The following is a 25,102-nucleotide window of genomic DNA, read 5'->3' as shown; positions in this document are numbered from 1 at the left end:
TTAGAGGCAAACCACCACCCAGCGATCCGCTTTTATTCAACGAACGCTCAAGAATCCCGCCGCACCGCCGTTAATCCCAGAGATAAGCGTCATGACGGCGGCTCGCGTGGTGAGAGGGAGCGCGGCCATGAGCAGCTGTGCATTCCGCGCAATGGGGCGCCACGAAGGCGCCAGAAGCGCCATGCAACCAGGAGCGCGATGGATTCGACCGACCACGACGCCTTGCCTGTCGTACTGAGCGTCAGCGGCATCGGCAAGACCTATGCCGAACCGGTGCTCGCCGACGTATCGCTGTCGCTGCGAGCGGGCGAGGTATTGGCGTTGACCGGCGAGAACGGCGCGGGCAAGAGCACGCTGTCGAAGATCATCGGCGGGCTGGTCGAAGCGAGCGCGGGCACGATGCGGCTTGCCGACGCGCCGTACGCGCCCGCGAGCCGCACCGAGGCCGAGGCGCTCGGCGTGCGCATGGTCATGCAGGAGTTGAATCTGCTGCCTACGCTGTCGGTCGCCGAGAACCTGTTCCTGAACCGGCTGCCGCGTGCGGGCGCGTTCAGCTTCGGCTGGATCGATCGCGGCAAGCTGCGCGAGAACGCGCGCGAGGCGATGACGCAGGTCGGGCTCGACGCGATCGATCCCGACACGCTGGTCGGCGAACTGGGCATCGGTCATCAGCAGATGGTCGAGATCGCCCGCAACCTGATCGACGACTGCCGCGTGCTGATCCTCGACGAGCCGACCGCGATGCTGACCGCGCGCGAGGTCGATCTGCTGTTCGAGCAGATCGGGCGGCTCAAGGCTCGCGGCGTCGCGCTCGTCTATATCTCGCACCGGCTCGAAGAGCTGGCGCGGGTCGCCGAACGGGTCGCGGTGCTGCGCGACGGCCGCCTCGTGCATGTCGACGCGATGGCGAACCTGACGAGCGAGCAGATCGTCACGTGGATGGTCGGCCGCGAGCTCGGCGAGCATATCGATCTCGGCGAGCGCAACATCGGCGCGCCGCTCCTGAAAGTGGAGCGGCTCGCGCGCGGCAAGGTCGTGCGCGACGTGTCGTTCGAGGTGCGCGCGGGCGAGATTTTCGGTGTGAGCGGACTGATCGGCGCGGGCCGCACCGAGCTGATGCGGCTCATCTACGGCGCCGACCGCAAGGACGGCGGCAGCGTGTCGCTCGCCGCGACGCCGGGCGCGCCGCCTACGCCGGTGCGAATCGACTCGCCGGCGGACGCGGTACGCGCGGGTATCGCGCTGATCACCGAAGACCGCAAGGGCGAAGGCCTGCTGCTGCCGCAACCGATCGCGGCCAACCTGTCGCTCGGCAATCTCGGCAGCGTCGCGCGGCACGGCGTGGTCGACGCGAAGCGCGAGAACGCGCTGGCGCACAAGCAGATCGCCGCGATGCGGATTCGCAGCTCGGGGCCCGCGCAGGTTGTCGGCGAGCTGTCGGGCGGCAACCAGCAGAAGGTCGTGATCGGCCGCTGGCTCGCGCGCGACTGCCGCGTGCTGTTGTTCGACGAACCGACGCGCGGCATCGACGTCGGCGCGAAGTTCGATATTTACGGCCTGATGGGCGCGCTCGCTCGCGACGGCCGCGCGCTCGTCGTGGTGTCGAGCGATCTGCGCGAACTGATGCTGATCTGCGACCGGATCGGCGTGATGTCGGCGGGCAGCATGACAGGCGTGTTCGAGCGCGCGAGCTGGAGCCAGGATGCGCTGCTCGCGGCTGCGTTCGCCGGCTACCGCGGCCGTGACGCGCTGCTGCACACGCACGGCGTCAACGAAGCAGGGAGTCTGTGATGACCGATCAATCGTGGCGCGAGGCGGCGGGTGTCAAACGGGACGGCCAGTTGGGCGGCCAGCAGGACGGCCAGCAAGACGGCAAGCAAGGCGGTGCGCCGGACGCGCCCGCCGTGACGCCGCCCGCCGATCCGTCGGCGCCGCTCGCGAGCGGCAAGCCGGCCGGCACGCGGCTCGGCTTTTCGAACTACCTGGGCCTCGCCGGCGCGCTGCTCGCGATGATCGTGCTGTTCTCGCTGCTGAGTTCGCACTTTCTGACCTACGACACGTTCAGCACGATCGCGAACCAGATTCCGGATCTCGTCGTGATGTCGGTCGGCATGACCTTCGTGCTGATCATCGCGGGGATCGATCTGTCGGTGGGCTCGGTGCTCGCGCTCGGGGCGTCGGCGGTCAGCGTGGTGACGCTGAAGTGGGGCTGGGGGCCAGCTGCCGGCGCGCTGCTCGGGGTCGCGGTCGCGGCGCTGACCGGCACCGTGACCGGCGCGGTGACGGTGGGCTGGCGAATTCCGTCGTTCATCGTGTCGCTCGGCGTGCTCGAGGCGGCGCGCGGCATGGCGTATCAGATGACCAATTCGCGCACCGCGTATATCGGCGATGCGTTCGATTTTCTGTCGAACCCGATCGCGCTTGGCATCTCGCCGGCCTTTCTGATGGCGGTCGCGGTGATGGTGATCGCGCAGCTGGTGCTGACGCGCACGGTATTCGGGCGCTATCTGGTCGGGATCGGCACCAACGAGGAAGCGGTGCGGCTCGCGGGCGTCAATCCGCGGCCGTACAAGGTGATCGTGTTCGCGCTGATGGGCGCGCTGTCCGGACTCGCGGCGCTGTTCCAGATCTCGCGGCTCGAGGCGGCCGATCCGAATGCGGGTGTCGGCCTGGAGCTGCAGGTGATCGCGGCGGTCGTGATCGGCGGCACGAGTCTGATGGGCGGGCGTGGTTCGGTTATCAGCACGTTCTTTGGCGTGCTGATCATTTCGGTGCTGGCGGCGGGCCTCGCGCAGATCGGCGCGAACGAGCCGACCAAGCGCATGATCACCGGCGCGGTGATCGTGGTGGCGGTGGTGCTCGATACGTACCGCAGCCGTCGCAAACGCGCCTGAGGTGGGAGCCGCCGCGCAACGATGATTGAGTGCATGGGATCGGAGTAAGCGCTAAAGCGCCAACTCCGTTCGACCGCGATGAAACTGCATGGGACCGGAGTAAGCGGTAAAGCGCTAACTCCGATCGACCGCGATGAAACTGCATGGGATCGGAGTAAGCGCTAAAGCGCTAACTCCGATCGACAGGAGAGCAACAGGTTATGACGACGATCAAGGATGTAGCGGCGGTGGCGGGCGTGTCGTTCACGACGGTATCGCACGTCGTGAACAACTCGCGACCGGTGTCGGCCGATGTGCGCGCGAAAGTCGAGCACGCGATCCGTCAACTGCACTATGTGCCGTCGGCGGTCGCGCGCTCGCTGAAGTCGCGCGCGACCGCGACGATCGGACTGGTGGTGCCGAACAGCACGAACCCGTATTTCGCGGAGCTCGCGCGCGGCATCGAGGACGGCTGCGCGCGCAATGGCTACTGCGTGTTCTTCTGCAACTCCGACGATGACCCCGCTAAGCAGCGCAACTATCTGCGCGTGCTGCAGGAAAAACGCATCGACGGGTTGATCGTCGCGTCGGCCGGCGACGACGCTGTGCTCGCGCAGGCGCTCGCCGACGCGCGCGAGCCGCTCGTGGTGGTGGACCGCAACATCGAGGGAGTCAGCGCGGACCTCGTGCAGATCGATCACGAGAAGGGCGCGTATCTGGCCACCCGGCATCTGCTCGAGCTCGGGCATGTGCGGATCGGTTGCATCACGGGGCCGGTGCAGACCGCGGTCAGCGCGATGCGGGTGCACGGCTTCATTCGCGCGATGGCCGAGCGTGGCATCGAGATTCCGGCCGATGCGATCGTCGAAAGCGATTTTTCGGGGACGGGCGGACATCGCGCGGCCGCGCAGCTGTTCGATACGGTCAGGCCGTCGGCGATTTTCGCGGGCAACGACATGATGGGCATCGGCGCGTTGCGCGCGGCGGCGGAGCGCAATATCAGCGTGCCGCGCGATTGCTCGATCATCGGTTTCGACGATATCGAGCTGGGCCGCTTCACGTTCCCGTCGCTGTCGACGGTCGGACAGTCGGTGCGCGCGCTTGGCGACACCGCCGCGCAGACGCTGATCGACCGGATCGCCGAGGCGTCGTCGAACCGCACCACGCGAGCGCCTGCGCGCCGCCGCGTGGTGTCGCCGCGGCTGATCGTGCGGGAGTCCACCGCGACATGGGCGGGCGAGGAACGGCGGGATCTGGCGGCCTGATGCGCCGGATCAAGGACGCATAAGGGGCGCTCGAAGGACGCGCGCGCAATAGCGACGCGACCCGTCGCGCAACGGAGGACACTCGAGTGGCAAGCAACCCAACGCGCGCACGCGTCACGGTGGTCGGTAGTCTGAACATGGACCTCGTGGTGCGTTCGCCACGCCTGCCCCAACCGGGCGAGACGCTGGCCGGCCGCGGCTTCGCGCAGGTCGCGGGCGGCAAGGGCGGCAATCAGGCGGTCGCGGCCGCGCGGCTCGGCGCGCAGGTGTCGATGCTCGGCTGCGTCGGTGCCGATGCGAATGGCGCGCAGCTGCGCGCGGGCCTCGAAGCGGAGCGCATCGACTGCGCCGCGCTCGAAACCGGCAGGGAGCCGAGCGGTGTTGCGCTGATCGTCGTCGACGATGCGAGCCAGAACACGATCGTGATCGTCGCGGGCAGCAACGGCGAGGTCACGCCGGCCACCATCGCGCGACACGAAGCGACGCTCGCCGCCGCCGCCGTCGTGATCTGTCAGCTCGAAACCCCGCCCGAATCGGTGCGCGCGGCGCTGGCGGCGGCGCGGCGGCTCGGCAAGACCGTGATCCTGAATCCGGCGCCCGCCACCGGCCCGTTGCCGGCCGACTGGCTGCCGCTGATCGACTACCTGATTCCGAACGAACTCGAAGCCGCCGCGCTGAGCGGTCTCCCCGTCGACTCGCCCGAGGACGCCGCACGGGCCGCCGCCGCATTGCGTGCGGCCGGCGCGCGCAACGTGCTGGTCACGCTCGGTGCGCGCGGCGTGCATGCGGCGCTCGAAGGCGCGGCCGCGACGCTGTACGACGCGCCGCGCGTCGAGGCGGTCGACACGACCGCGGCCGGCGACACCTTCATCGGCGGCTTCGCGGCGCAGCTCGCGCAGGGCGCGAGCGTCGATGCGGCGATCCGCTTCGCACAGCGCGCCGCCGCGCTATCGGTGACGCGTGCGGGCGCACAGCCATCGATTCCGACGCGCTCCGAGGTCGACGCATTGGACTGATGCCGCGGCGGCATTGGCACCGCGCACGCTGCCTGATCGAACTGTCCTGCCACCGCTTCGGGCGACTCCGAACGGCTCGCATCTCCACCCATTCCCGCCAACACAACGTCAAAAATCGTGCTTTGACGTATATCACCGCGTTTCCCTGCGCGCCGCGAACACACTCATTTTCAGTCAACTTGCTTTCAACGTCTTACAACGTCTTTGTTCATACTTTTAAATGCTTCAAGTCTATGAATGCGCTGCCGTAAACGAAATTAGAGCGCTCTTTCAAAAAAAAGCGCCGGACCCAACACACGCCGCTCCCACGCTGCGTAGGCAGCAGCCTCTCATTGAGTACAGCACACAGGACCAAGCATGTTGAATAAAGGCATCACGATCAAGGCGCGAATTGGCCTCACGATGGCGTTCCTCGCCGCGTTGCTGGTTGCGATCGGCGTTTTCGGTCTGTTCGGCATGAGCCGTTCGAACGACGCCTATGAGGACACGTTCACCAACGCGATGCCGGGCGCGGTGAACATCGGCAACGCGGAAATCTACGCGGCGCGCGAACGACTCGCGCTCGACCGCGCCGCGTTCCTGGTCGGCACACCGGAAGCGGCCACCACCATCGAGCGCGGGCGCATGCTCGGGGGCACGTCCGACATGTGGTGGAAAAAATATCTCGATCTGCCACGCAACGCGGACGAAGACCGGCTTGCGCAGGACGTCGCCGCGAAGCGCAACGCGCTGCATCAGCAACTCGAAACGTTCGCGGCGGCGATCACGGCGAACGATCAGGGCAAGCTGGTCGAGCACGCGAAGAATCTGCAGGTCGTCTTCAACGACCTCGTCGGCGCCGACGACGCACTGCGCAAATACCAGTTCGATTCGGCCAGGGAGGGCTTCGACTCCGCGCAGAGCAGTTTCCAGACGTTCCGCGTGGTCAGCATCGGCGCGCTGGTGGTCGGCGTGCTGGCGGCGGCGCTGTCGTATCTGACGCTGAGCCGCTCGATCGCGCGTCCGCTCGACGAAGCGCTCGGCCACTTCGATGCGATCGCGGCCGGCGATCTGCGTCGTCCGGTGATCGCGACATCGCGCGACGAAATGGGGCAACTGCTCGAAGGAATCGCCAGAATGCAGCGCAGCCTCACCGAAACGGTGCGCAGCGTGCGCGGCGGTAGCGAGTCGATCGCGACCGCGACGCGCCAGATCGCGGCGGGCAACATCGACCTGTCGTCGCGGACCGAGGAGCAGGCGTCGGCGCTGCAGGAAACCGCCTCGAGCATGGAGCAGCTGACCGGCACGGTGCGGCAGAATGCCGACAACGCGCGCCAGGCGAGTGCGCTCGCGGCCAACGCGTCCGAGATCGCCAACAAGGGTAGCGCGGTGGTCGGCCAGGTGGTCGGCACGATGGGCGACATCAACCAGAGCTCGGCGAAGATCGCCGACATCATCTCGATCATCGAAGGCATTGCCTTCCAGACCAACATCCTCGCGTTGAACGCAGCCGTCGAGGCGGCGCGCGCCGGCGAGGAGGGGCGCGGCTTCGCGGTCGTCGCGGGCGAAGTGCGCAGCCTCGCGCAGCGTTCGTCGGCGGCGGCCAAGGAGATCAAGGAGCTGATCGATACGTCGGTCGAGCGCGTGCAGTCGGGCTCGGCGCTCGTCGACGAGGCCGGCCGCACGATGAGCGAAATCATCGGCGCGGTGCAGCGCGTGACCGACATCATGGGCGAGATCGCGGCGGCGTCGGAGGAGCAGAGCGGCGGCATCGACCAGGTCGCGCGCGCGGTCACGCAGATGGACGAGGTCACGCAGCAGAATGCGGCGCTCGTCGAGGAAGCGGCCGCCGCCGCGTCGTCGCTCGAAGAGCAGGCGGCGCGGCTGCGCACCGCGGTCGCGGTGTTCCAGGTCGACGACAGCGGCCGTGGCGGTCACGAAGCGGCGTCGGCGCTTGCGGCGCCGAAGCGCCCGGTGTCCACGCGCCCGGTCGCTACACGCGCACGCAAGCTCGCGCCGGCTACCGCGCAGGCGGCGTTGCCGGCGAAGACATCGAACCCGGCCGGGGGCGCTGTCGCGCCGCAGGTAGCGGCCGCGTCCACGCCCACGCCCACGCGCGCGCCGGCCAGGTCCGCGGCGACGGCCGGCAGCGACCAGGATTGGGAGACCTTCTGAGCTGGCTCGGATCAGGTGTACATGGGCGGCGGCGCTGTCGTGCGTCAGGTGAGTCGAGACGCGACGTTCGGCGCAACAGCCGTTCGCGTTCCCGTTCGCTAGCTGTCCGGCATCCGCGTCGCACCCGCGACGATCGCTTCGCGAAAAGCCGCGCCTGGACACCCCATGCGCGGTTTTTTTCAGCTGCGGCAAGAATTAACGTTTGCGCGCCGCCGCCTTTCACCGGCGCGTGTCGCGATCCGGTACATTGACGGGCACGGCCCCGATCCGTTTGCGCGGCGCGCGGCTGCCCGCACCTCCAACAGGTGGTTCCCACATATTGCTACGTCCTGCGAACCCTGCCATGCGCCAGCCACAAAGAACCGACATGACGCGATACGATCTTGCGCAACGCCTCGTCGAGGCACGCCGGCAGCGCCGGCCGATCGACGCGCCCGCACCCGACAGCCTGCCGCCCGACGCGGCGACCGCCTACGCGATCCAGCAGGCGGTGATCGAGGGCCTCGGCGAGTCGACCGGCGCTTGGAAGATCGGCGCGAAGTCGCCGGGCGGCGCCGCGTCGGGCGCACCGATTCCGGCCTCGCTGGTGATGCCGTCGCCAGCGAGGCTCGCGCATGACGGCTTCTTTCGCGTGCTGGTGGAGCTCGAGATCGCGTTCCGCTTCGACGTGACGATCGAGCCGCGCGCTCAGGCGTATGCGCGCGACGAGGTACTGTCGAAGGTCGGCGCCGTGCTGCCGGCCATCGAGATCGTCGACAGCCGTTTCGCCGAATGGCCGAACGTCGCGCCGCTCGCGCAGTTGGCCGACGCGCAGAACAACGGCGCGCTGATCACCGGCCATCCGGCCGTCTATGCGAGCCTCGCGCGCGGCTTCGACTTCGTGTCGCCGGAACTGGAGCTGAGTTTCAACGGCCGCTCGCTGATACCGGAAGTGACCGGCAATCCGGCAGGCGATCCGCGCGAGCTGCTCGTGTGGTTCGTCAACCATTGCGCGGCGATGGGCATCACGATCGAGCGCAACTGGACCTTGACCACCGGTTCATACGTCGGCGCGCACAAGATCGACGAACCCGGCATCGTGCGTGGTCATATCGACGGATTGGGTGAAGTGGAAATTGAACTGACCTGATCGATGCTGCGGCGCTTGTAACCGCAAATTACAACGCTTGATTCCAAACGGCTGCCCGCGTGCAGCCGTTTTTATTTTTGGCGAATTTGAAACGGTGGCAGTCTTTGAATCGTCAACCTGTTCGAATGCATTTGTTGCAACTTTGCCGCGTCCTTCCGTATACCTATGAGAGCGCCGCGAGTTCGTCACGTGCATGCCTTTGGTGACGAAGTGTGCGTGCGCAGACAGCCGCATTTTGATGGAGGGTCGACGGTGCGGGTACGGGATGTGCAATAGCAACGCGGTGACTTGACGCGATGCAGCGGTCCGCCGAAGTCCTGCAGGAGCACTGAATAGCGATGCGGTGCTGAAGAAAGTAGCGATACAGCGGTGCAGCAGATGATGTGACTGGTTGCTGCATGAGTAAAAAAAATTGTAGGTGGTCGAATCTCTGTTTCCAAGTGAGGATTGTAGCGGTGGCGGTTACGGCGCGATTTTCGCAACGTAGTCCGTGAAAAAAAATTTAAAAGGGTTTAGGATGAATTCGAGCGATGTCGTTTCCGAATAGCGCGCCGCGCACGACATCGCCCCAGACTTCGGCGAGGAGGTAGCATGGATATCTACAGCAGTTTCGCGACCCGCTTCGAGAAAACACGGGAGGACGAACTCTCGCTCGAGGAGTATCTCGCGCTCTGCAAAGACAATCCCGCCGCGTACGCCACTGCGGGCGAACGCATGTTGACGGCAATCGGAGAACCGGAACAGATCGACACTCGCAACGATCCGCGTTTATCGCGTATCTTCGCGAACAAGGTCATCAAGGTATACCCCGCATTCCGTGAATTCTACGGAATGGAAGAGGTGATCGAGCAGGTGGTCGCCTACTTCCGGCATTCGGCCCAGGGGCTCGAAGAAAAGAAGCAGATCCTGTATCTGTTAGGACCGGTCGGCGGCGGCAAGTCGTCGATCGCGGAACGTCTGAAGCAATTGATGGAACGCGTGCCGTTCTATGCGATCAAGGGCTCGCCCGTCAACGAATCGCCGCTCGGTCTGTTCGACTACGAGGAAGACGGTCCGATCCTCGAAGAGCAATATGGCATTCCTCGTCGCTACCTGCGAGGCATTCTGAGTCCGTGGGCGGTCAAGCGCCTGCACGAGTACAACGGCGACATCCGCAAGTTCCGCGTGGTGCGCCGCTATCCGTCGATCCTTCGCCAGATCGCTATCTCGAAGACCGAACCGGGCGACGAGAACAATCAGGACATTTCGTCGCTGGTCGGCAAGGTCGACATCCGCAAGCTCGAACAGTACGCGCAGGACGATGCCGACGCGTACAGCTACTCGGGCGGCCTGTGCCTCGCCAATCAGGGCCTGCTCGAGTTCGTCGAAATGTTCAAGGCGCCGATCAAGGTGTTGCACCCGCTGCTCACGGCGACCCAGGAAGGCAACTTCAAGGGCACGGAAGGCTTCGGCGCGATTCCGTTCGACGGCATCATCCTCGCTCACTCGAACGAATCGGAATGGAAGGCATTCCGCAACAACCGTAACAACGAGGCACTGCTCGACCGGATCTTCGTCGTCAAGGTGCCGTACTGCCTGCGCTATAGCGAAGAGGTCAAGATCTACGAGAAGCTGCTGCGCAACTCGTCGCTCGCCAGCGCGGTCTGCGCGCCGGGCACGCTGAAGATGATGGGGCAGTTGTCCGTGCTCACGCGTTTGCACGAGCCGGAGAACTCGAGCCTGTTCTCAAAGATGCAGGTCTACGACGGCGAGAATCTGAAGGACACGGACCCGAAGGCGAAGTCGTATCAGGAGTATCGCGACTTCGGGGGCGTCGACGAAGGCATGACCGGCGTGTCGACCCGCTTCGCGTTCAAGATTCTGTCGCGCGTGTTCAACTTCGACTCGACCGAGGTCGCGGCCAATCCGGTGCATCTGATGTACGTGCTCGAACAGCAGATCGAACGCGAGCAGTTCCCGCCGGAAACCGAGCAGAAGTATCTGTCCTTCATCAAGGACGTGCTCGCGTCGCGCTATGCGGAGTTCATCGGCAAGGAGATTCAGACCGCGTACCTGGAGTCGTACTCCGAGTACGGTCAGAACATCTTCGACCGCTATGTCACGTATGCGGACTTCTGGATCCAGGATCAGGAGTTCCGCGACCACGACACCGGCGAGAGCTTCGACCGTGCCGCGTTGAACGCCGAGCTGGAGAAAATCGAGAAGCCCGCGGGCATCAGCAATCCGAAGGACTTCCGCAACGAGATCGTGAATTTCGTGCTGCGTGCGCGGGCTGCGAATGCGGGCAAGAACCCCGCGTGGATCAGCTACGAGAAGCTGCGCGTCGTGATCGAAAAGAAGATGTTCTCGAACACGGAAGAGCTGTTGCCGGTGATCTCGTTCAACGCGAAAGGCTCGGCCGAAGAGCAGCGCAAGCATGAAGACTTTGTCAATCGCATGGTGGCGAAGGGCTATACGCCGAAGCAGGTGCGCTTGCTGTGCGACTGGTATCTGCGCGTGCGCAAGTCGTCATGATGCGCGCATGATACTCATGGTGTGCCGCCCGTACGGTCCGACCGTACGGGCAACCGGCGAGGCGCAAGCCGCATAGCATTGCACTGCGCGGCGGGCGTCTCGCGCACCCGAAATATTAGTGCGGCCGCAGGGAATCGCGGTTGCATGGACGGGAGACCGGGCGTGCTTCATCAAATCATCGACCGCAGGTTGGCAGGCAAGAACAAGAGTATTGCGAACCGTGAGCGCTTTTTGCGCCGCGTCAAAAGCTATATTCGTCGTGCCGTTTCGGAGGCGGTGCGCGATCGCAGCATCAAGGACATCCAGAACACCCAGAGCATCACCATTCCGCGCAAGGACATCGCGGAGCCGTCGTTCCGTCATGGACCGGGCGGCCGGCGCGAGATGGTGCATCCCGGCAACTCGGACTACATCCGCGGCGACAAGATCCAGCGCCCGCAAGGCGGCGGTGGCGGCGGCGGAGGCAGTCAGGCCAGCAACGAGGGCGAGGGTCAGGACGACTTCGTGTTCGAGCTGAGCCGCGAAGAGTTCATGCAGTATTTCTTCGACGACCTCGAACTGCCGCGTCTCGTCAAGACCCATCTGATGGCCGTGCCGACGTGGAAAAGCGTCCGCGCGGGCTGGGCCGCGGAGGGCACGCCAAACAATATCGACGTGGTGCGCTCGTTGCGTAGCGCGCTCGGCCGGCGCATCGCGCTCGGCGCGCCGCTCGTCAACCAGCTGCACGAAATGGAGCGGCAGCTGGAAGAGTTGAAGGCCGATCCCGCCGATCGCCGCGACGAGATCAAGCTGCTCGAGGACGACATCCACCATCTGAAAGGACGCATCTGGCGGATCCCGTTCATCGATCCGTTCGATCTGCGCTACGTGAATCGCGTGAAGCAGCCCACGCCGTCGAGCCAGGCGGTGATGTTCTGCCTGATGGACGTGTCCGGTTCGATGGACGAGCAGCGCAAGGATCTCGCGAAGCGCTTCTTCATCCTGCTGTACCTGTTCCTGAAGCGTAACTACGAGCGCATCGAAGTCGTGTTCATCCGCCACCACACGCGCGCCGAGGAAGTCGACGAAGACACGTTTTTCCACTCGACCGAAAGCGGCGGTACCGTGGTGTCGAGCGCGCTCGAACTGATGCGCAAGGTGATGGACGAGCGCTACTCGCCGACTGAATGGAACATTTACGGCGCCCAGGCGTCGGACGGCGACAACTGGACCGACGACTCGCCGAAGTGCCGCAAAATACTCTCGGATGACATCCTGGAGAAGGTGCGGTATTTTGCGTATATTCAGGTGACGCCCGAAGAGCAGAATCTGTGGCTCGAATACGCGCAACTGGCGCTGTCGCAGCCGCACATGGCGATGAAGAAGGTCGAAACCGCGGCCGATATTTATCCGGTGTTTCGCGAGCTGTTCGAGAAGCAGGCGGCGACTTCTTGATGGGATACTGGTGGCGCACGAAGCGCCTGAACGACGAAGCGCGCGGCGATTCGTACGACAAGGGGTGACCCAGGGGCGACCCGCCGTATGACCGCGCCGCAGCGCAACAAAGGCGTGCCGCAGCGACAGTCGGGGCATGCCGAGGCAGGAGCGGCCAGCACGGGAGCCGCTCGCGCCGGAGCAGTCCGCGATGCTGCAGCACGGGACACACCGGAACGCCCAACGAGGGCAAAGGGAAGTCCGTATGAACGTAGCCGATAGACGGCCTCTGCCGTGCCCGTCCGACTGGACCTTCGAATTGATCGAAGAGTACGACTCGCATATTGCCCGTGTAGCGGAGCAATACGAGCTCGACGTATATCCGATCCAGCTCGAACTCATCAGCGCCGAACAGATGATGGATGCCTATGCGTCCGTCGGCATGCCGGTGAACTACCGTCACTGGTCGTTCGGCAAACATTTCCTTGCTACCGAAAAAAGCTATCGCCGCGGCCAGATGGGGCTCGCGTACGAAATCGTCATCAATTCGAACCCCTGCATCGCCTATCTGATGGAAGAGAACACGATGACGATGCAGGCGCTCGTCATCGCGCATGCGGCCTACGGTCACAACTCGTTCTTCAAGGGCAACTATCTGTTCGGCTTATGGACGGACGCGCACGCGATCATCGACTACCTCGTCTACGCAAAGAATTACATCGCGGAATGCGAGGAGCGCTATGGGCTCGATCGCGTCGAGGAATTGCTCGACTCGTGCCACGCGCTGATGAATTACGGCGTGGACCGCTACAAGCGGCCGCAGAAGCTGTCGCTCCAGAAGGAGTTCGCCGCGCGTCGCGAACGTGAGGCGTATTTGCAGTCGCAGGTCAACGAGTTGTGGCGCACGTTGCCCACGCGCCATACGCCGCTGCCCGAAGAGGTCGAGGGGCGCTATCCGCCCGAGCCGCAGGAAAACCTGCTGTATTTCGCGGAGAAAAACGCGCCGCTGCTCGAAGCGTGGGAGCGCGAGGTGATCCGGATCGTGCGCAAGATCGGTCAGTACTTCTATCCGCAGCGGCAGACCCAGGTGATGAACGAAGGCTGGGCGACGTTCTGGCACTACACGCTGCTCAATACGATGTACAACCAGGGCAAGCTCGAAGACGGCTTCATGATGGAGTTTCTCCATTCACACAGCAACGTCGTCTATCAGCCGCCGGTCACGAAGCCGTATTACAGCGGCATCAATCCGTATGCGCTGGGCTTTTCGATGATGAGCGATATCCGGCGCATCTGCGAAGCGCCGACCGACGAAGACCGCAAGTGGTTTCCGAATCTGGCCGGCAGTCCGTGGCTGCCCGCGATGCACTACGCGATGCGCAACTTCAAGGACGAGAGCTTCATCGCGCAGTATCTGTCGCCGCATCTGATCCGCGAAATGCGCCTGTTCTCGGTGCTCGACGACGACATGCGCGACGCGCTCGAAGTGTCGGCGATTCACGACGATAGCGGCTACCAGTACGTGCGCCAGGCGTTGTCGCGGCAGTACGACATGCATCACCGCGAGCCGAACATTCAGGTGTGGGCCGTCAATACACGCGGCGATCGCAGCCTGACGTTGCGGCATTTCATGAGCGACAACCGGCACCTGTCGTCGGATAGCGAGGAGGTGCTCAAGCACATGGCGCGCTTGTGGCAGTTCGACGTGTACCTCGAGAGCGTCGACGAAAACGGTACCGTCAGAAAACGCTACGACTGCCGGTATATGCCGCCGTCCGTGAGAATATGAGCGCCGCCTGACTCCCGCCTGAGCGGTTCGTGTCGCCCGTCAAGCCCCTGCCAGTCCCCAACTGGCAGGGGCTTTGTTCTATTGGTGCGCAAATCCGGCCGACCCAGGGCTTTCATCAGGCCATGCTGACAAAAAACCTTCCTGTGCTTTCATTTATGTAAAATTCGCGCACCCGCGGCGGCCGCTCAGGCTGGGCGCGCGACATCAAGGCGGCACCACGACCGTCCTCCTCGTTTAAATAAGGAAAGACACCAGCATGAACGACCAAACCGAACAATACGTCGTGGCCTCGGCGCACGACACGCGGCGCCGCATTTTTGCAATCGTCGGCGCTTCATCGGGCAATCTCGTCGAGTGGTTCGACTTCTATGTGTATTCGTTCACGGCGCTTTACTTCGCGCCGTCGTTCTTCCCGAGCGGCAACACGACCACGCAGTTGCTGAACACGGCCGGCGTGTTCGCCGCGGGCTTCCTGATGCGGCCGATTGGCGGCTGGTTCTTCGGGCGGCTCGCCGACAAACGTGGTCGCCGCACCGCGATGATGGTGTCGGTATTCATGATGTGCGGCGGCTCGCTGGTGATCGCGATGCTGCCCACCTACGCGCAGATCGGCGCGCTCGCGCCGGCGTTGCTGCTGCTCGCGCGGCTGTTGCAGGGGCTGTCGGTGGGCGGCGAATACGGCACCAGCGCGACCTATATGAGCGAAGTCGCGTTGAAGGGCCGGCGTGGCTTTTTCGCGTCGTTCCAGTATGTGACGCTGATCGGCGGCCAACTGTGCGCGCTGCTCGTGCTCGTGACCCTGCAACAGACGCTGACGACCGAAGAGCTGAAGGCGTGGGGCTGGCGTGTGCCGTTCGTGATTGGCGCCTTCGCCGCGTTGATCGCGCTCTATCTGCGTAAATCCCTTGATGAAACCACCACCGCGGCGATGCGCCAGCGCAAGGAAGCGGGCACGCTGCGCGGGCTGTGGGAGCACAAGACCGCATTCATGACGGTGCTCGGCTTCACGGCCGGCGGCTCGCTGATCTTCTATACGTTCACCACCTACATGCAAAAGTACCTGGTCAACACGGCCGGCATGCACGCGAAGACCGCGAGCTCGGTGATGACCGCCGCGTTGTTCGTCTACATGCTGATGCAGCCGGCGTTCGGCGCGTTGTCGGACCGCATCGGGCGGCGCCGCTCGATGCTGTGTTTCGGCCTGTTCGCGACCCTCGGCACGGTGCCGCTGCTGCATGCGCTGAAAGACGTGACGAGCCCGTATGCGGCCTTCGCGTTGGTCGTGGTGGCGCTCGCGATCGTCAGCTTCTATACGTCGATCAGCGGCCTGATCAAGGCGGAAATGTTTCCACCGCAAGTGCGTGCGCTTGGCGTAGGGCTGTCGTATGCGCTCGCCAATGCGATCTTCGGCGGCTCGGCGGAATATGTCGCGCTGTGGCTGAAGTCCGCCGGTGTCGAGACGATGTTCTTCTGGTACGTGACGGCGCTGTGTGCACTCGCGGGTATCGTGTCGCTGCGCATGCGCGATCCCTCGTCGGAAGGGTATCTGCGGCACGAGCCGTGAACCGCTAGTCGGACACGGCGAAACGTCGTGCCGCGATGGCAGCGTTCAGGCGGCGGTCCAGGGCAACCGGGCCGCCGTTTTTCATGGCATCGACGTTTGCGCGTCAATCCGCAAGCGAGGAGCAGCGCGCTTCGCTTAATTGACGACGATCCGTGTCCCCCATGCATGCAGCAGGTCGCACAAGCTCTCGGCCTGTTCCATCGTCGACGAACGCATCGACCCTCGCGGCCTCATTCACCGTGGCCGCGCCAACCGCCGCGACCGTCGCCATCGAAGGCGTCGCCGCTACGCCGGCGACAGCATCGGCCGCGGCGCGCGGCATCGGCAGACGGCCACGCCAGGCCGCGCGCGCCAGCATCAGCAGATGGTAGTAAAGCCGCGCGCTAAAGCCGTAGTTGTAGGCGAACAGATGCGCGCGCGCGATGCGCCAGCCCGCGCGCGCCTCGCCGTTGCTCGCGTGAATCGACACCACGATCGGTGCGAGCCGCCGCAGCGCCTGCCGCCGCGACGGTTCGAGCGGCGCCGGCAGACGCAGCGACTTCACGAACGCATAGGCGCTCAACGTTGCGGCCATGCTCGTGCCGCGCGTGCTGTGCGAGACCGACGTCGCGGTCTTCCGATACACCGACACATAGTCGTGCAGATAAAACACCTCGCGCGCGGCCAGGCATAGCTCGGTGCCGAACACGTAGTCGCAGCAGACGCCATACCGCGCGTCGTAGCCGACCCGCTTGACGAGCCGCGCGTCGGCCATCCAGCCATTGTTCGGAAACATCTGGATCAGGCCGGTGCGGCCCGCGAGCGGCTGGAGACCCTCGCGGGCCTCAGTGCGCCGGAACGCCTCGTTCAGGCGCGCGCTCGCGGCGAGATCGATCGCGCCGTCGTGATCCGCTTCGTATTGCGCACCGAATGCCGCATCGAGCCGCGGATAGCGCTGCCATAACGACACGAGTTTGTCGACGGCGTCGCTCGTCAGCAGATCGTCGTCGTGGATCAGCAGGATCTTGTCGCCGCGCGCCCGCTCGAACAGGCTCGACACATTGCGCGCCTGGCCAAGCGGCGGCTCGTGCTTCTCGTAGCGCACGCGCGGCTCGTCGCGGTAACGCTGCAAGATCAGTTGCCGCGAGCGCGCGTCCGTCGAATCGTCGCCGATCACGATTTCGACATGCGGATAGCTTTGCGCGAGGCACGAGTCGACGCATTCGATCAGCAGGTCGGGACGATTGCAGGTGGGCACGCAGATGGACACATGGGCGAGCGCCGCACGGGCGAGGGGAGAACTTGACGCGTTGGACATGATGACGCCTTTTATCGATCGGAAGCGGCAAAAACCGGCGGAAAGCGGCAGCCGGTTCGCAGGGCGCACACCTTGCTGCAAGCAGCAAAATAGTCCAAGGCGTCAAAAAAATATTCGGTAAAAATGAGGAAGAAATGTTTGCTTACAGAAAGGTGCTGGAAGGGAAAAGTGATGCGGCCCGGGTGCGCGACGCAGCCAGGGCCGCTCATAGGTTCTATTTTTTCAACCGACTGACGGTTCGCCCTCGCCGGGCTTTTTGCCCGGACGGTCCGCCGGGGACTGCTTGTGACCTTCGTCGTGGCGCTCGGGCATTTTGCTCTTCGCGTTGTCGCTATGCACGGCGCGGTGCGGATGCGCGAAATCCTCGGTCTGGGCGCTGGCCTCGCTTTTCGATTCGTTGTCGGCCGTGCTTTTTGCTTCGCCTTGGGATTTTTCCGTCGTTTGGCTCATCGCTGCTCTCCTGGAGGGAAGACAAGCCTCCGGCAGCAAGACCCGGACCCGGGCGGGAGCAAACAGACGTTCCGCGCTCAGGCAACCGCGTGGCGCGGCCTGCCGCCCGTCAACGACATGATGAAGTCGAGAAACACGCGCACCTTGGCCGGCGGATGGTGCCGTGACGGATACAGCGCATACAGCGGGTACACCTCGTCGCCCCAATCCGGAAAGAGCTCGATCAGCTTGCCGCTCGCAAGCAGCGACTCCGCGCCGAGCGCGAGAATCTGCGCGATGCCCTGGCCCGCGATGCATACGCTATGCAGCGTGCCGACGTCGTTGACGGTCAGCCGCCCCTGCGGCGTCAGCGCGAGCTGCTTGCGGCCGCGATGGAATTCCCAGCTGAACGGATAACCGGTGAGCGGATCGCGAAACTTGATGCAGATATGCCGGCCGTCTTCGAGCTCGCCCGGATTCGCCGGCTTGCCATGCTTCTTCAGATACGACGGCGCCGCGACGGTCAGGATGCGCGTATCGAGCAGCTTGCGGGCGACGAGCGTCGACACCGGCGGGTCGCCGAAGCGGATCGCGACATCGAAGCCGTCCCCGACCATGTCGCCCAACTGGTCGCGCGTGACGAGTTCGAGCTGCAGGTCCGGATGTTTGTCGATGAAGCCGCCGAGGCGCGGCCCGAGCACGAGCCGCGAAAAGAACGGGTCCATGTTGACGCGCAGACGCCCGCGCACCGCGGTCGCGCCGTGCGCGGCGGAGGCGGCCGCTTCCTCGAGTCCGCCGAGCAGCGGCACGATCTGCTCGTAGAAACGCCGGCCTTCGTCGGTCAGCGTGACCGAGCGCGTGGTGCGGTCGAACAGACGAATGCCGAGGCGTGCTTCGAGCCGGGCGACCGAGCGGCTTACGCCCGATTGCGACATGTCGAGCGCTTCACCGGCGGCCGCGAAACCGCCGCAATCGACGATCGCAGTCAGGACGCCCATGCCGTTCAGCACGCGCTCATCAAATGGCATCGGGGCTCCCTGCCTGGTAGCCATGGATGCCCGACATGCTAACGCTATGACCTTTCGAATGCATGCGCCGGCACGCGATGAAACGCGTCGCGTCTCAACGCCCCGCGCTCGGCGCAGCCTGGCCGCGAATCACGCGCGTGCCCGACGGGTCGTCGAGGTGGCGAAAGATCCACGCGGACACAAGCGTGATCGCGCCGACGCACACGAATGCGAGCCGGAAGCCGAGCGCCGCCGACCATTGCGCCGCGAACAGATTGACGAGCCCGCCGCCGATCGACACGCCAAGCCCGATCGCAAGCATCTGCACCATCGAGAACAGGCTATTGCCCATGCCAGCGTCTTCGTGCGACAGGTCCTTCAGCGTGACACTGTTCATCGCCGCGAACTGCATCGAGTTGGCCGCGCCGAACACCGCGAGGATCGCGATTTCGATCACGAGCGGTGTGCCGAGCGAAATCAGCGAGAACGCGACGATCGCCGAGCCGACGATGACCGTGTTGACGAGCAGGAACGTGTCGTAGCCGTAGCGGCGCACGAGCGGCGCGATCCAGCGTTTCGCGAGCGTGCCGGCGAGTGCCGCGGGCAGCATCATCAGACCCGAGTGCAGCGGCGAGTAGCCGAGTTGCAATTGCAGCAGCAGCGGCACGAGGAACGGCACCGCGCTCGAACCGACCCGGCATACGAGGTTGCCGATCAGGCCGACGCTGAAGTTCGGCTCGCCGAACAGCGACAGCTTGAACAGCGGATCGCGGCGGTTTCTGGCGTACGGAATGTAGGCGAGCGCGCTGGCGACGGCCAACGCGAACAGCCCCGCCGACCACGCCGCGCGATGCGAGGGGACCGGCGCGTCGATCGCGAGCGAAAACGCGATCATGCACGACGACAGCAGGGCGCAGCCGATCACATCGAACGGCGGCGCCTGCGCCTCGTCATGCGACGGCAGAAAGCGATGCACCGCGTACAGACCGAGCGCGCCGATCGGCACGTTGATCAGAAAGATCCAGTGCCACGTGATCGCCTGCACGAACCAGCCGCCGAGCGTTGGCCCGGCGATCGGGCCGAGCTGCCCCGCGATCGATATGAACGCGAGCGCCGACACGTATTGCTCGCCCGACACGCTGCGCAGCACCGCGAGGCGTCCGATCGGCAGCAGCATCGAGCCGCCGAGGCCTTGCAGCACGCGCGCCATCACGAGCTGGCCGAGCGTGTGCGCGCTCGAGCAGCAGATCGAGCCGAGCACGAACACGAGAATGGCGGCGAAATAGACGCGGCGGGTGCCGAAGCGGTCGGCAAGCCAGCCGGAGGCGGGCGTCAGCATCGCCATCGTCAGCGTGTAGGCGACGACGACCGGTTGCATCGCGAGCGGCGCGACGCGCAGGCTGTTCGCGATCGACGGCAGCGCGGTGTTGACGATCGTCGTGTCGAGCGACTGCATGAAGAAGCCGGCGGCGACGATCCATAGTAGGGCGGTTTGAGAGGAATCCTTGGTCATGTTTTCGACAGCGGGCGCGGCGGCGGCAAAGCGCCGCCAGAGCGGGGTCAGGCGGAATTCCGTCATCTTATTGACATCCTCGTCAATCGGGAACCCCACTAAGCCCGCTGACTGTTATCGACAATGCCGATAAGCAGCGCCACAATCACGCATGCTCAATCCAATCTGGCTCAAGACCTTCTCGACCGTCGCGGCTTGCCATAGCTTCACCGAAGCGGGGCGGCGGCTCGACCTGACGCAGTCGAGCGTCAGCGAACATATCCGGCGCCTCGAACAGAGCGTGGGCCGGCGCCTGTTCGTGCGCGACACCCATTCGCTCGCGATGACACCCGACGGCGAAGCGATGCTCGCGCATGCGAGCGTGATCCTGCAGGCGCTGTCGCGCGCGGAATCGCAGTTTCGCGCGCCGCGTCTGAAGGGGCGCGTGCGGCTCGGCTCGTCGGACGACATCGCGCTCGGCCCGCTCCCCACCGTGCTCGCGGCGTTTCGCAACGCGCATCCCGACGTCGAACTGGAAATCACGATCGGCATGACGGGCAGGCTCTACGAGTTGCTCGACGCGGGCGCGATCGATCTGCTGGTCGGCAAGCGCCGGCTCGGTGACCGGCGCGGCGTGCCGCTTTTCACCGGGCGCCTCGAATGGCTGGCGCGGACCGGCACGCTCGTCGATCTGGGTCAGCCGCTGCCGCTGATTCTGGTCGCCGAGCCGAGCGTGACGCGCGCGGTCGTGCTCGATGCGCTCGCCGAAGCCGGCGCGAGCTGGCAGATCGTCTGCACGAGCAGCAGTCATTCCGGCTGTATCGCGGCCGCGCGCGGCGGACTCGGCATCACCGTGCGGCCGCAGTATCTGGCCGCGCGCGGCCTCGCGCCGCCGTTGAATGCGGCCGGACTGCCGACGCTGCCGTCGGTGGAATTCATCGCGCTGGCGGCGAAGCGCTTGAGTCGCCCGGCGGGCACGCTGCTGCAGTTGCTGCATGACAGCGATCTGCGCGGGTCGTGGATCGGGGAGTGAGGCGGGCAGTGCGTCGCCTCATGCTGCCGTCATGCCGAGGCTCAGGCCGGCATCTTCCGGAACGAGATCGCGAAGCGGTTCCATGCATTGATCGCCGAGACGAGCAGCGTCAGGTCGACCAGTTCCTCGTCGCTGAAATGCGGCCGCACCGCCTGCCATACCGCGTCGGACACATGAACGTGCGACACCAGCGTGAGCGCTTCGGTCCACTCGAGCGCCGCGCGTTCGCGGTCCGTGAAGAACGGCGTTTCGCGCCACACGACGACGGTCGCGAGACGCCGCTCGGTTTCGCCGCCCTTGCGTGCGTCCGCCGTATGCATATCGACGCAATACGCGCAGCCGTTGATCTGCGACGCGCGCAACCGCACCAGTTCGGTCAGCGATTTTTCGAGCGACGATTTGCCGATGCGCTCTTCGACGCCGAGCAGCGATTTGATCGCGGCGGGATTGGCTTTGTAGAAGTCGAGACGTTGTTCCATGATGGGCTCCTGGGCGGGTTGGACGATGCGATGCATCGGACAGGGGTTAGCTTAGTCCGTCGTTTGGATCATAAGAATGGCCGATTCCAGGTATTTTCAGGTAGCCACTTTCGGGCGTTGAGCGGGCACGCCCAGCACCCTTACCGTCGACGATGGCATCGTTGCCGGGTGCGGGCCGATTCGGTATGGTGGGTCATCGACGCTTCCATTGCGCCTTTCACCGTGATCCGGAGACCTGCCCCATGACCGTTGCCACCGATCCGTCCGCTGTGCCCACCTCGCCGATCCGCACCGATGTCCTGATCGTCGGCGCCGGTCCCGTGGCTCTGTTCGCGGCATTCGAGGCCGGCGTGATCGGCCTCACCTGTCAGATCGTCGACATACTCGGACGGGTCGGCGGCCAATGCATCGAGCTGTATCCCGACAAGCCGATCTACGATATCCCCGCGATTCCGGCGTGCACCGCGCGCGAACTGGTCGAGCGACTGGTCGCGCAATGCAAGCCGTTCGATGTGCCGATTCATCTGGAACAGCGCGTCGACACGGTCGAGCAGCGCGACGACGGACGCTGGACCGTGCGCACGCAGCGCGGCCTCGTGTTCGACGTCGCGGCGATCCTGCTCGCCGCCGGTAACGGCGCGTTCGTCCCGCAAAAGCTCCCGCTCCCCGAGGCCGTGCCGCTGGAAAAGCGCTACGTGCACTACAGCGTGCCGAGCCTCGCCGATTTCGCCGACAAAAACGTGGTCGTCGCGGGCGGCGGCGATTCGGCGCTCGACTGGGCGCTGGCACTACGCAAGGTCGCGCGGCGCGTGACCCTCGTGCATCGGCGCGCCGGCTTCAGCGCGGCCGATTCGAGCGTCGAGCTGATGCGGCGCGCGGTCGACGCTGGCGAGATGGACTTCGTCGTCGGCGGGATCGCGGCGCTCGATGTGGAAGACGGCGCGCTGCGTTCGCTGACGCTGCGGCAGGTCAACGGCGAGACACAGCTCGAAGCCGAACATCTGATCGCGCTGTATGGACTCGTCGCCGATCTCGGACCGATCGCGCAATGGGGACTGACGATTCATGGCGGGCGCGTCGACGTTGATACTTCGAACTACGAAAGCTCGCGGCCGGGCATTTTCGCCGTCGGCGACATCGCGAACTATCCGAACAAGCAGAAGCTGATCCTGTCGGGCTTTCACGAGGCGTCGCTCGCGCTGCGCAAGGCGTACGCGTACGCGTATCCCGACAGGAAACGCGTGCATGTTCATTCGAGCTACGACGCGAAGCTCGCGGAAAAGATCGGCGCGGCGGCTTGACGGGCGCGCCAGCGCAGCAGCCGTTTCGATTGGCGACGTGTGCCGATTCTCAGCGGCCGATCGCGCAGCCCGCCGCGTCGTGAATACCTTTTTCAATTGACACGCCTGTTTTTGCCAACGAAGGCCAAAACGGAAAGCCGAAACCGCAGCGCGGCGACGTTTTCCGTCATGACCCGCTAGCTATCGCGGGGCTCGCCGTTATAAGCTTGGCGCCTTGTCAGCCGGCGCGCGAGCGCCCTTGGCGACGCATCCCGGCCCCCTCCGTGGACCGCGCAACCGCTTGCGCGACGGCTTCGCCGCCGGCCAGGCGCGAGGCTTGCTTAAAACGAAAGTTCCAATGACGTGTCCGCCATGACCCAGCTCGAAGCTTCTTCTTCCCACGACCACGCCGAGCGCGTTCGAGAGCAGGCCGAGGCCGAGCCGTCGGCGCCCGTCGGCGTCGATTATTTGTCGCTCGTGCAGGCGATTTCGGACTACGCGATCTTTCTGCTCGATGCGAAGGGCAACATCGTCAGCTGGAATGCCGGCGCCCAGAAGCTGAAGGGCTACACGGAAAGCGAGATCGTCGGCCAGCATTTCTCGCGCTTCTATACCGAGGAAGCCGTCGCGCGCGGCTGGCCGACCTACGAGCTGGAACAGGCTGCGCTGACCGGCCGTTTCGAAGATGAAGGCTGGCGCGTGCGCAAGGACGGCACGACGTTCTGGGCGAACGTCGTGATCACCGCGATACGCAACGAGAAGGGCGCGGTCACGGGCTTCGCGAAGATCACGCGCGACCTGACCGCGCAGCGCGAATACCTCGAAGCGCTGCGCCAGAGCGAGGAGCGCTTCCGTCTGCTCGTCGATAGCGTGAAGGACTACGCGATCTTCATGCTCGATCCGCAAGGCTTCGTCGTCAGCTGGAATTCGGGCGCCGCGCGCATCAAGGGCTATACGCACGACGAAATCGTCGGCCGGCACTTCTCGCAGTTCTATGTGCCCGAGGAGGCCGCGGCCGGCAAGCCCGCGCGCGAGCTCGCGATCGCGCGCCAGATCGGCGCCGTCGAAGACGAAGGCTGGCGCATTCGTAAGGACGGTTCGACGTTCTGGGCCAACGTGATCATCACGGCCGTCTATGACGAATCGCGACGCTTGCGCGGCTTCGCAAAGGTCACGCGCGATTTGACCGAGCGGCGCCGGCGCGAGGAACTGGAGCGCTCCGGGGAGCGCATGCGCGAATTTCTCGCGACGCTCGCGCACGAACTGCGCAATCCGCTCGCGCCGGTGCGCAACGCGGTCGGCACGATGCAGATGGAAACCGATCTGAGCCCGGTGGTCGCACGCGCGCGCGATCTGATCGATCGCCAGGTCACGCACCTGACGCGACTCGTCGACGATCTGCTCGATATCGGCCGCATCATGTCCGACAAGGTCGAACTGCGTATTGCGCGCGTCGATCTCGCCGAGCTCGTCGCGCGCGCGATCGAAGCGGCGCGGCCGTTCACCGACTCGCGCGAGCAGCGCGTGGTCGCGCATGTACCCGACGCCCCCGTGATGATTCGCGGCGATATGACGAGGCTCGTGCAGGTCCTGCAAAACCTGCTGCACAACGCGTCGAAGTTTTCGCCGAACGGCAGCGCGATCGAGATGCAGGGACGTGTCGACTTTCGTATGGCGGTGCTCGAAGTGCGCGACCCCGGCTGCGGCATTCCGGTGCGCTCGCTCGACAAGATCTTCGAACTGTTCGCGCAGGAGAAGGAAGGGCAAAGTTTCGGCGAGGGCGGCCTTGGGATCGGCCTGACGCTGTGCAAGTCGCTCGTCGAAATGCATGGTGGCAGCATCGTCGCGAGCAGCGAAGGACTGGGACTCGGCAGCACGTTCACGCTGAGTCTGCCGCTCGCCTCCGCGCAGTCCGACACCGCGGAGAGCGGCACGATCGATGCCGCGCCCCACGTGCAGCCGCTGCGCATTCTCCTCGTTGACGACAATCGCGATTCGGCCGACAGCCTCGCGATGCTGCTCGAACTGAAGGGCCACGAGGTGCGTATCGCCTACGAGGGCGAGCAGGCGCTGCAGATCTCGCCACGCTTCTCGCCGCATCTCGCGCTGATCGACCTCGCGATGCCGAAGATGGATGGCTATGCGACGCTCGCGGCGATGCGCGCGCGGCCCGAGATGTCGCGCACGATGTACGCGGCGATGACGGGTTTCGGCCATGCGAGCGATCTCGATCGAACTCGCCACGCGGGTTTCCATGCGCACCTCGTGAAGCCGGTCGAGATGGCGGTCCTCGACGCGTTGCTCGCGAAGGCGGATGGACGCCTGAGCGGAAGCGGCTGGACGTAGCCGCTGTTTCGCTGCGCGGCTG

At 64.9% G+C, this 25,102-nt stretch carries 18 protein-coding genes; 13 read left to right on the top strand and 5 right to left on the bottom strand.

The features are described 5' to 3' along the window. The first annotated feature begins 198 nt into the window (after positions 1–198). From OKW40_RS07415 to OKW40_RS07370, 10 genes are all read left to right on the top strand, one after another. Positions 199–1,791 carry a sugar ABC transporter ATP-binding protein gene (locus OKW40_RS07415; RefSeq protein WP_429489009.1) on the top strand — a complete coding sequence of 531 codons (1,593 nt, stop codon included), beginning with the start codon at positions 199–201 and terminating at the stop codon, positions 1,789–1,791. After that, complete coding sequence (locus tag OKW40_RS07410; protein ID WP_429489007.1) at positions 1,791–2,894, top strand: ABC transporter permease; 1,104 nt, start codon at positions 1,791–1,793, stop codon at positions 2,892–2,894. Before OKW40_RS07415 ends, OKW40_RS07410 begins: the two co-directional genes overlap by 1 nt. Before the next feature lie 200 nt (positions 2,895–3,094). Beyond that, on the top strand, positions 3,095–4,138 hold the full coding sequence (locus tag OKW40_RS07405) for a LacI family DNA-binding transcriptional regulator (protein ID WP_184056684.1): 1,044 nt from the start codon (positions 3,095–3,097) through the stop codon (positions 4,136–4,138). A gap of 86 nt (positions 4,139–4,224) precedes the next feature. Further along, positions 4,225–5,154: a ribokinase gene (gene rbsK / locus OKW40_RS07400; RefSeq protein WP_429489005.1), complete on the top strand. Its 930-nt coding sequence runs from the start codon at positions 4,225–4,227 to the stop codon at positions 5,152–5,154. Positions 5,155–5,511: 357 nt separating this feature from the next. Then, positions 5,512–7,308, top strand: coding sequence for a methyl-accepting chemotaxis protein (locus OKW40_RS07395; protein ID WP_429489003.1), 1,797 nt, complete (start codon positions 5,512–5,514; stop codon positions 7,306–7,308). A gap of 367 nt (positions 7,309–7,675) precedes the next feature. Then, positions 7,676–8,437 (top strand): 2-keto-4-pentenoate hydratase, encoded by a 762-nt coding sequence (locus tag OKW40_RS07390; RefSeq protein ID WP_187610538.1) that lies wholly within the window; start codon positions 7,676–7,678, stop codon positions 8,435–8,437. 591 nt (positions 8,438–9,028) lie between these two features. Beyond that, entirely contained in the window at positions 9,029–10,951 is a 1,923-nt protein-coding gene (locus OKW40_RS07385) for a PrkA family serine protein kinase (protein ID WP_184056670.1), read from the top strand. A 162-nt stretch (positions 10,952–11,113) separates the two neighbouring features. Next, positions 11,114–12,385, top strand: a complete 1,272-nt coding sequence (locus OKW40_RS07380) for a YeaH/YhbH family protein (RefSeq protein WP_429355665.1) — start codon at positions 11,114–11,116, stop codon at positions 12,383–12,385. Positions 12,386–12,629: 244 nt separating this feature from the next. Next, positions 12,630–14,153, top strand: a complete 1,524-nt coding sequence (locus OKW40_RS07375) for a SpoVR family protein (protein ID WP_184049337.1) — start codon at positions 12,630–12,632, stop codon at positions 14,151–14,153. Between the two features lie 256 nt (positions 14,154–14,409). Further along, positions 14,410–15,717, top strand: a complete 1,308-nt coding sequence (locus OKW40_RS07370; RefSeq protein ID WP_429355664.1) for an MFS family transporter — start codon at positions 14,410–14,412, stop codon at positions 15,715–15,717. 103 nt (positions 15,718–15,820) lie between these two features. On the opposite strand, the gene OKW40_RS07365 is transcribed toward OKW40_RS07370, so the two are convergent. The 4 genes from OKW40_RS07365 to OKW40_RS07350 all read right to left on the bottom strand — a co-directional run bounded on the left by OKW40_RS07365 (position 15,821) and on the right by OKW40_RS07350 (position 19,963). Next, positions 15,821–17,014 (bottom strand): glycosyltransferase family 2 protein, encoded by a 1,194-nt coding sequence (locus OKW40_RS07365; RefSeq protein ID WP_429489001.1) that lies wholly within the window; start codon positions 17,012–17,014, stop codon positions 15,821–15,823. A gap of 222 nt (positions 17,015–17,236) precedes the next feature. Further along, positions 17,237–17,464: a hypothetical protein gene (locus tag OKW40_RS07360; RefSeq protein ID WP_429488999.1), complete on the bottom strand. Its 228-nt coding sequence runs from the start codon at positions 17,462–17,464 to the stop codon at positions 17,237–17,239. 77 nt (positions 17,465–17,541) lie between these two features. After that, positions 17,542–18,471, bottom strand: a complete 930-nt coding sequence (locus OKW40_RS07355; RefSeq protein ID WP_429488997.1) for a LysR family transcriptional regulator — start codon at positions 18,469–18,471, stop codon at positions 17,542–17,544. 94 nt (positions 18,472–18,565) lie between these two features. After that, positions 18,566–19,963, bottom strand: a complete 1,398-nt coding sequence (locus OKW40_RS07350) for a DHA2 family efflux MFS transporter permease subunit (RefSeq protein ID WP_221312038.1) — start codon at positions 19,961–19,963, stop codon at positions 18,566–18,568. 151 nt (positions 19,964–20,114) lie between these two features. Here OKW40_RS07350 and OKW40_RS07345 point away from each other — a divergent pair, with 151 nt between their 5' ends. Then, entirely contained in the window at positions 20,115–20,975 is an 861-nt protein-coding gene (locus tag OKW40_RS07345; protein WP_429355662.1) for a LysR family transcriptional regulator, read from the top strand. Positions 20,976–21,016: 41 nt separating this feature from the next. Here OKW40_RS07345 and OKW40_RS07340 read toward each other — a convergent pair whose 3' ends face one another. Beyond that, positions 21,017–21,454: a carboxymuconolactone decarboxylase family protein gene (locus OKW40_RS07340; RefSeq protein WP_429488995.1), complete on the bottom strand. Its 438-nt coding sequence runs from the start codon at positions 21,452–21,454 to the stop codon at positions 21,017–21,019. Positions 21,455–21,696: 242 nt separating this feature from the next. Between OKW40_RS07340 and OKW40_RS07335 the strand changes: the two genes are divergently transcribed. Together OKW40_RS07335 and OKW40_RS07330 are read left to right on the top strand one after the other, a co-directional pair. After that, the gene (locus tag OKW40_RS07335; RefSeq protein WP_429488993.1) at positions 21,697–22,755 is read left to right on the top strand and encodes an NAD(P)/FAD-dependent oxidoreductase; all 1,059 of its coding nucleotides are present in this window, start codon (positions 21,697–21,699) and stop codon (positions 22,753–22,755) included. Positions 22,756–23,106: 351 nt separating this feature from the next. Continuing rightward, positions 23,107–25,080, top strand: coding sequence for a hybrid sensor histidine kinase/response regulator (locus OKW40_RS07330; RefSeq protein ID WP_429488991.1), 1,974 nt, complete (start codon positions 23,107–23,109; stop codon positions 25,078–25,080). The last annotated feature ends 22 nt before the right edge of the window (positions 25,081–25,102 follow it).

Origin of the sequence: Paraburkholderia sp. RAU6.4a (assembly GCF_050435625.1) — a bacterium.
Taxonomy (GTDB): Bacteria; Pseudomonadota; Gammaproteobacteria; order Burkholderiales; family Burkholderiaceae; genus Paraburkholderia; species Paraburkholderia tuberum.
This window is presented reverse-complemented; position numbering and strand designations above follow the sequence as displayed.